Genomic DNA, 6,653 nt, shown 5'->3' with positions numbered 1-6,653 from the left:
GCGTAAACCCATGCGGCAAGCGAGCCCATCGCCGCCACCGCGATCAGACCGCCGATGCGTGAGACGGCATTGTTGATGCCGGAGGCGGCCCCCGTGTCCTTGTCTTCCACCGCCGTCATGATCGCGGTCGACAAAGGCGACACGACCAGAGCCATGCCGAGCCCCATCAGCGCCATCAGCGGGAATATTCCAATCCAGAAATTGTGGATACCGGCGTAGGTGAGCAAGGCCAGCCCGGCAAACGCGAAAGCCACGACCAAGCTGCCGCAGGCGATCGGAAAACGTGGTCCGATCCGGTCCGAAAGCTTGCCGACCGGTCCCGACAAAAGCGCGATCAATGCCGACAAGGGCAGGAAGATGAAGCCGACCTCGGCCGTGCTCAGATCCCAGCCGGCGATCAGCAGCATCGGCAGATAGAAAAGGTTGGCCGATAGCGCAAAATAGAGGAAGAATGTCGCCACATTGGCGCCGGCGAAAGCACCGACGCGAAACAGGCTGAGGTCGATCATCGGCTCGCGCTGCCGAAGCTCGAAAACGATGAAGACAGCCAGCAGTACGACGCCTGCGGCAATGCTCGGCCCTGCCATGAGGCCCTCGCCGCTGGCGCTCATCGAGGTCAGCCCATAGGCAAGCGCGCCGAAGGCCAATGTCGCGAGCGCTGCACCACCGAGATCCAGGCTGCGTTTCTCCGTCGGCGTATCGGCAGGAACCTTGGCCAGCAGAAGCCAGATCGAGATCAAGCCCAGCGGCAGGTTGATGGCAAAGATCGCCCGCCAGATGCCGTCGCCGAAGGCCGACAGCACGAAACCGCCGAACACCGGGCCAAGTGCCGTGGTCAGCGCTGAAGCCGCCGCCCAGATCCCAATCGCGCGGCCGCGTTCTTTCTTCGGGTAGGCCTTGGCGATGATGGCGAGGCTGCCGGGCACCATGATTGCCGCACCGATGCCCTGCAACGCGCGAAATGCGATCAGCACAATGGCATTCGGCGCCAGCGCACAGGCCAGCGAAGCGACGATGAACAGCGCAATGCCGGACACGAAGGCGCGGCGCAGACCGAATCGGTCGCCGGCCGCACCCCCGGCCAGGATCAGCGCCGACAGCGTCAATGCATAGGCATTGGAAATCCACTGCGCCTCGGCAAGGTTGGCGCCGAGGTTGACGCGAATCGCCGGTGTGGCGATGGCCAGGATCGAGCCGTCTATGAAGCCAAGCGCCGAGGCCAGAATTGCCGCGATCAGCACAAATCGCCGCTGCGACTGCGGACAAAACGTTCCATGCGTGACCGGGCTCGTCAGCGGGACCGCGGCAGCTTTGCTCGGTGAATGCATGAAACCTTGCTTAAACCCCTAGCGCATCGGCAACAACCGGCCAGTGGCTTGCAGTCATTGAAACCAGCCGTTTGGCCAGGGTTGCACCCTGACAGGGTGCAAATGGCACAGTCATGCCAGCCCCGTTACGTGCAGCCGGCGGGGATTTCGATGAGGCGGCCGCTTGAAAGCTCGGCTTCATCCTGATCATGCAGCTGGTCTATGCCGCCGCACTTCCCAGTTCACTGCTGCGCAAGGTTATCGGCTGAAGGTCCGCCGACAAACTCCACCGTGACACCCGGCGAAACCAGCTTGGCCAACTCCCGCGCATCCCAGTTGGTCAGGCGTACGCAGCCATGGCTTTCGGTTTTGCCGATCTTCGACGGATCCGGCGTGCCGTGGATGCCATAGGTCGGCTTGTCCAGGGCGATCCAGACCGAGCCGACGGGACCGTTCGGCCCAGGCGGAATGGTCAGGACCTTGTCGTTCTGGCCCTGCTTGAAATTGATGCTGGGATTGTAGGTGTAGTTCGGATCGAGCGCGACGCGCGACACCGTGTGAATGCCGGACGGTGACGGCGTGTCCGAAGAGCCGATGGTTGCGGGATAGGCCGCGACCAGCCTGCCGCCGGCATCATAGGCGAAAACCTCTTTCTTGTCCTTGTCGGCGACGATGCGGGCCACCGGCGTCGAAACCAGTTTGCCGAAATTGGCGACCTTGATGGTCGTGCCGGGACGATTGAAATCGAGGTCCGGGTTGAGCGCTTTGAGATAATTCTCATCCATGTGGAAGCGCTCTGCGAGCGCCTCGGTCACCGACGTATAGCCCATGCGATCGAGTTGCGCCTTCTGGCTGTAGTCTTCCGGGATCGACGCGACATAGGGACCGGCCGCATCCTCCGCTGTGATCGTGTAGTTGGCGAAGGCATCGCCGCCGGATTGCGCAAGTGCCGCCTGGATGGCGACCGCGTCGGTCGATCGCAGATTGGCGCCGGTGATCTGGTTGTAGGCAGCGAGCGCTTTGTCGACGTTCGAACCGAAACGCCCGTCGATGACGCCAGGCGAAGCGCCACCCCGGTCGAGCAGCACCTGAAGGGCGGCGACATCCTGGCGCGCTCCCAGCGACAGTGCCGGGGCAACAGTGGTCTTGCCGCCAGTCTCTGGTGGCAGAGCTGCCTGATCGGCTGACGTCGCCGGCTGGGCAGGGTCTATCGAGGCTTCGTCCAGCGGCTGGCGCTTGATGGTACCCGGCTTTGCCGGCTGCGGCGCGTCGGGATAATTGTCATCGTAGCTGCCATCGTCCTGCGGTGCCGGCGGATAGGCTTCGACGGCATTGTCCCCATAGGGATCGTACTCGTCCGCCGGCGGCGGGATAACGCGGCCTTCCTCTTCCAACTGCTGGCGCCGGAACCGCGCCATGTCTTCCGGATCGTCGAGATAGTAGCGGTCGTCGCCGTCGGGGGCGCGGCCCAGTTCGCGCAGTCGTGTCTCGCGGCGCAAGGCGCGGCGGTCGAGCCGGGTCTGCGGCGGCTGGATGGCGATGACCTTGCCGGTATCGGCATCGACGATCACGCGGTTGCCCCTGGCGTCGTAGTAGATGTCGAGATTGCCGTCCTGGGCGACAAGGATGCCACCGGTATCGGCGGCACGGACAATCGGTGGTGCGCTGTCCTGCGTCGGGGCTGCGATTGCATTGGCAGACAAAAGCCCGCCGGCAAGTACCGAAAGGGTGAAGATCGTACGCAGCATAGTGGCGAAACTCTCCGGTCCGTAATTGCCGCCGCCCGGCATTGTTCTCTGGCGAAGCCCCTCGTCAGCAAACCAGTTACCCACCATATGGTTCCAACATGAACCGGGCATGAAGATGGCGGTTTTCCAGCGCCTCGAGGAATATAGACTAGCTTGCGGCAAGTCCCAATTCCTTGCGCGCCTGCCTGGTCAGTTTCAGGGCTACAAGGCGATGGCTCTCGCGCAGATAGTCCTTCAGCGCGGCATCATCCATGCTCTGGCTTGTCCGACGCTGGATCCATGTCATGCCGCGCGAGGCAAGATAGGGCGCGGGCCGCAGGCCCGGCTGCTCCTTGAGCACATCATAGGCGATATCGGAGCATTTGAAGGTGACGAAGAGCTGCTGGCCCTGATCCCAGCCGCCAACCGCGAAGACCTTGTCTCCGACCTTCCAGACATGGGCGCCGCCCCATTGGACAACGTGGTTCGTCGCGGGCAGCGAGGCGCAGAAGCCGTTGTAGTCGTCCAGCGTCATCCCGCCCCCTTTTTTTGCGCACGTCGCCCAAAAGTGGCCCCGGTTTTGGGAAAACGACATGCATATGACAAAGACCTAAAACGCCGCGCGTCCGGGAAGGACGCGCGGCGTAGGATCAGGCTGCCACTTCCGCCGCGACGATCGCCGGCTTCGAGCGGAAGTTCAGCCGGTCGGAACCGGCTGTCACCTTGACGGTCGAGCCGTCGAGAATGTCGCCGAGCAGGATCTTCTCCGCCAGCGGGTCCTGCAATTCCTTCTGCATCACCCGCTTCAGCGGCCGCGCGCCATAGGCCGGATCGTAGCCCTTGGCCGCCAGCCAGTCGACCGCCTCCTGGTCCAGCGACAGCGTGATCTTGCGGTCGACAAGCAGGCTCTCCAGCCGCTTGAGCTGGATCTCGACGATGCGGCCCATATCCTGCCGGCGCAGCCGGTGGAACAGGATCACCTCGTCGACGCGATTGAGGAACTCCGGCCGGAACGACGCCCTGACGACACCCATCACCTCGTCGCGAACCAGATCGACGTCCTGATCCTCGGTGAGATTGACGAGATATTCGGCGCCCAGGTTCGACGTCATGATGATCAGCGTGTTGCGGAAGTCCACCGTGCGGCCCTGCCCATCGGTCAGGCGGCCGTCATCGAGCACCTGCAACAGCACGTTGAACACATCGGGATGCGCCTTCTCGATTTCGTCGAACAGCACGACCTGATAGGGCCGGCGCCGCACCGCTTCGGTCAACGCGCCGCCTTCCTCATAGCCGACATAGCCGGGAGGTGCGCCGATCAGCCGGGCGACCGAGTGCTTTTCCATGAACTCCGACATGTCGATGCGCACCATCGCGCCCTCGTCGTCGAACAGGAAGCTTGCCAGCGCCTTGGTCAGTTCGGTCTTGCCGACGCCCGTCGGCCCGAGGAACATGAACGAGCCGATCGGCCGGTTCGGGTCCTGCAGGCCCGCGCGAGCGCGCCGCACCGCTTTGGAAACAGCCTGCACCGCCTCGCCCTGGCCGACGACACGCTTGCCGATCTCGTCTTCCATGCGCAGCAGCTTGTCGCGCTCCCCCTGCAGCATCTTGTCGACCGGAATGCCGGTCCAGCGCGAGACGATATGCGCGACGTGATCCGGCGTGACCACCTCTTCGACCATGCCAGCCTTGCCGTCCTGGGTTTCGGCCTCCTTCAGCTTCTTTTCCAGTTCCGGGATCTTGCCATAGGCAAGCTCGCCAGCGCGCTGGAATTCACCCTTGCGCTGCGCAATGGCGAGCTCGTTGCGCGCCTCGTCAAGCTGCTTCTTCAGATCGGCGGCCAGCCCGAGCTTCTGCTTCTCGGCCTGCCATTTGGCGGTGATCTCGGTCGATTCCTCCTCGAGGCCGACGAGTTCCTTTTCCAGGCGGGCAAGTCGATCCTTCGAGGCGTCGTCTGTCTCGACCTTGAGCGCCTCGCGTTCGATCTTGAGCTGCATGATGCGGCGATCGATCTCGTCCAGCGCCTCGGGCTTGGAATCGACCTGCATGCGCAGCCGCGATGCGGCTTCGTCGACCAGATCGATCGCCTTGTCCGGCAGGAAGCGATCGGCGATGTAGCGGTTGGACAGCGTCGCCGCCGCCACCAGCGCCGAATCCGAAATGCGCACCTTGTGGTGCTGCTCGTACTTCTCCTTCAGGCCGCGCAGGATCGAGACGGTGTCTTCCACCGTCGGCTCGTCGACGAACACCGGCTGGAAGCGGCGGGCAAGCGCTGCATCCTTCTCGACATGCTTGCGATACTCATCGAGCGTGGTGGCGCCGACGCAGTGCAGCTCGCCGCGCGCCAGCGCCGGCTTCAGAAGGTTCGACGCATCCATGGCGCCATCCGCCTTGCCGGCACCGACCAGGGTGTGCATCTCATCGATGAACAGGATGATGTTGCCGCTGGCCGAGGTGACTTCGGAGAGCACGGCCTTCAGCCGCTCCTCGAACTCGCCGCGATATTTGGCGCCGGCAATCAGCGCGCCCATGTCGAGCGCCATCAATTGCTTATCCTTCAGCGATTCCGGCACGTCGCCATTGACGATGCGCAGCGCCAGGCCTTCGGCGATCGCCGTCTTGCCGACGCCCGGTTCGCCGATCAGCACCGGATTGTTCTTGGTGCGGCGCGACAGCACCTGAATGGTGCGGCGGATCTCGTCGTCACGGCCGATCACGGGGTCCAGCTTGCCGGCACGGGCATCCGCGGTCAGGTCGCGCGCGTATTTCTTCAGCGCGTCGTAGCCCTGTTCGGCACTCGCCGAATCGGCGGTGCGGCCCTTGCGGACGTCATTGATGACCTGGTTGAGCGCCTGCGGGGTGACGCCGGCCTTGGCCAGTATGTCGGCGGTCTTGGCCGACTTCTCCATGGCCAGCGCCTGCAAGAGCCGCTCCACCGTGACAAAGCTGTCGCCGGCTTTCTTGGCCAGTTCCTCGGCGGTCGAAAACACTTTTGCCAGCGGCTGGGCCAGATAGAGCTGGCCATTGCCGCCCTCGACCTTGGGCATCGCTTCGAGTGCCGTCTCGACGCCAAGCTTGACGTCGCGGACGTTGCCGCCGGCGCGTTCGATCAGCGACGCGGCCAGGCCCTCATCGTCGTCGACGAGCACTTTCAGGATATGCTCAGGGGTGAATTGCTGATGGTTGCGGGAAAGCGCCATAGTCTGCGCGGACTGGATAAAACCGCGCACGCGCTCTGAGTATTTCTCAAGGTTCATATCTGTCTCCTTCCATCACCGGCCCGCTTTGCGGCACCGGATCCGATTGCGGTGACGGACCCTCCCATTCGAGCCGGGTCCAGTTGAGGCTGATATGGTGCACAAGCTCCGAACCCTCAAGACGTCTCGATATCGGCAACTTCATAATATTGCACGGCCGCCCAAACGAAAACGGCGGAGATTTCTCTCCGCCGTTCAATGCCTTGAAATGCCGTTCGATCAGTTGTCGATATCGACATTGATCGGTTGGGCGTTGCCGCTGTCGACCGGGGCCGCAGCCGCCTCGCCGGCGTTGGCCACGGAATTGGCATTGTCACTACCGCCATCAACCTGATCGGCGTTGACGCGCGGGCGGCGCGGCC

Annotated in this window: 4 protein-coding genes; all 4 read right to left on the bottom strand. The window is 63.4% G+C overall.

Features of this window, described 5'->3' with window-relative positions; genetic code table 11:
• Window positions 1-1,328 (bottom strand): MFS transporter (locus tag EN893_RS13245; RefSeq protein ID WP_128361575.1); only part of this gene is annotated, 1,328 nt, incomplete at its 3' end.
• Window positions 1,329-1,549: 221 nt separating this feature from the next.
• Window positions 1,550-3,055, bottom strand: a complete 1,506-nt coding sequence (locus EN893_RS13240) for a L,D-transpeptidase family protein (protein WP_127266730.1) — start codon at window positions 3,053-3,055, stop codon at window positions 1,550-1,552.
• A gap of 148 nt (window positions 3,056-3,203) precedes the next feature.
• Entirely contained in the window at window positions 3,204-3,569 is a 366-nt protein-coding gene (locus EN893_RS13235) for an MmcQ/YjbR family DNA-binding protein (protein WP_127266727.1), read from the bottom strand.
• Window positions 3,570-3,684: 115 nt separating this feature from the next.
• Window positions 3,685-6,291, bottom strand: a complete 2,607-nt coding sequence (gene clpB / locus EN893_RS13230) for an ATP-dependent chaperone ClpB (protein WP_127266726.1) — start codon at window positions 6,289-6,291, stop codon at window positions 3,685-3,687.
• Window positions 6,292-6,653 lie beyond the last annotated feature (362 nt).

The sequence above is a fragment of the Mesorhizobium sp. M7A.F.Ca.CA.004.04.2.1 genome (assembly GCF_004022825.1).
Classification (GTDB): domain Bacteria; phylum Pseudomonadota; class Alphaproteobacteria; order Rhizobiales; family Rhizobiaceae; genus Mesorhizobium.
The sequence above is the reverse complement of the archived record's forward strand: the minus strand, read 5'-3'. Positions and strand labels throughout refer to the sequence as shown.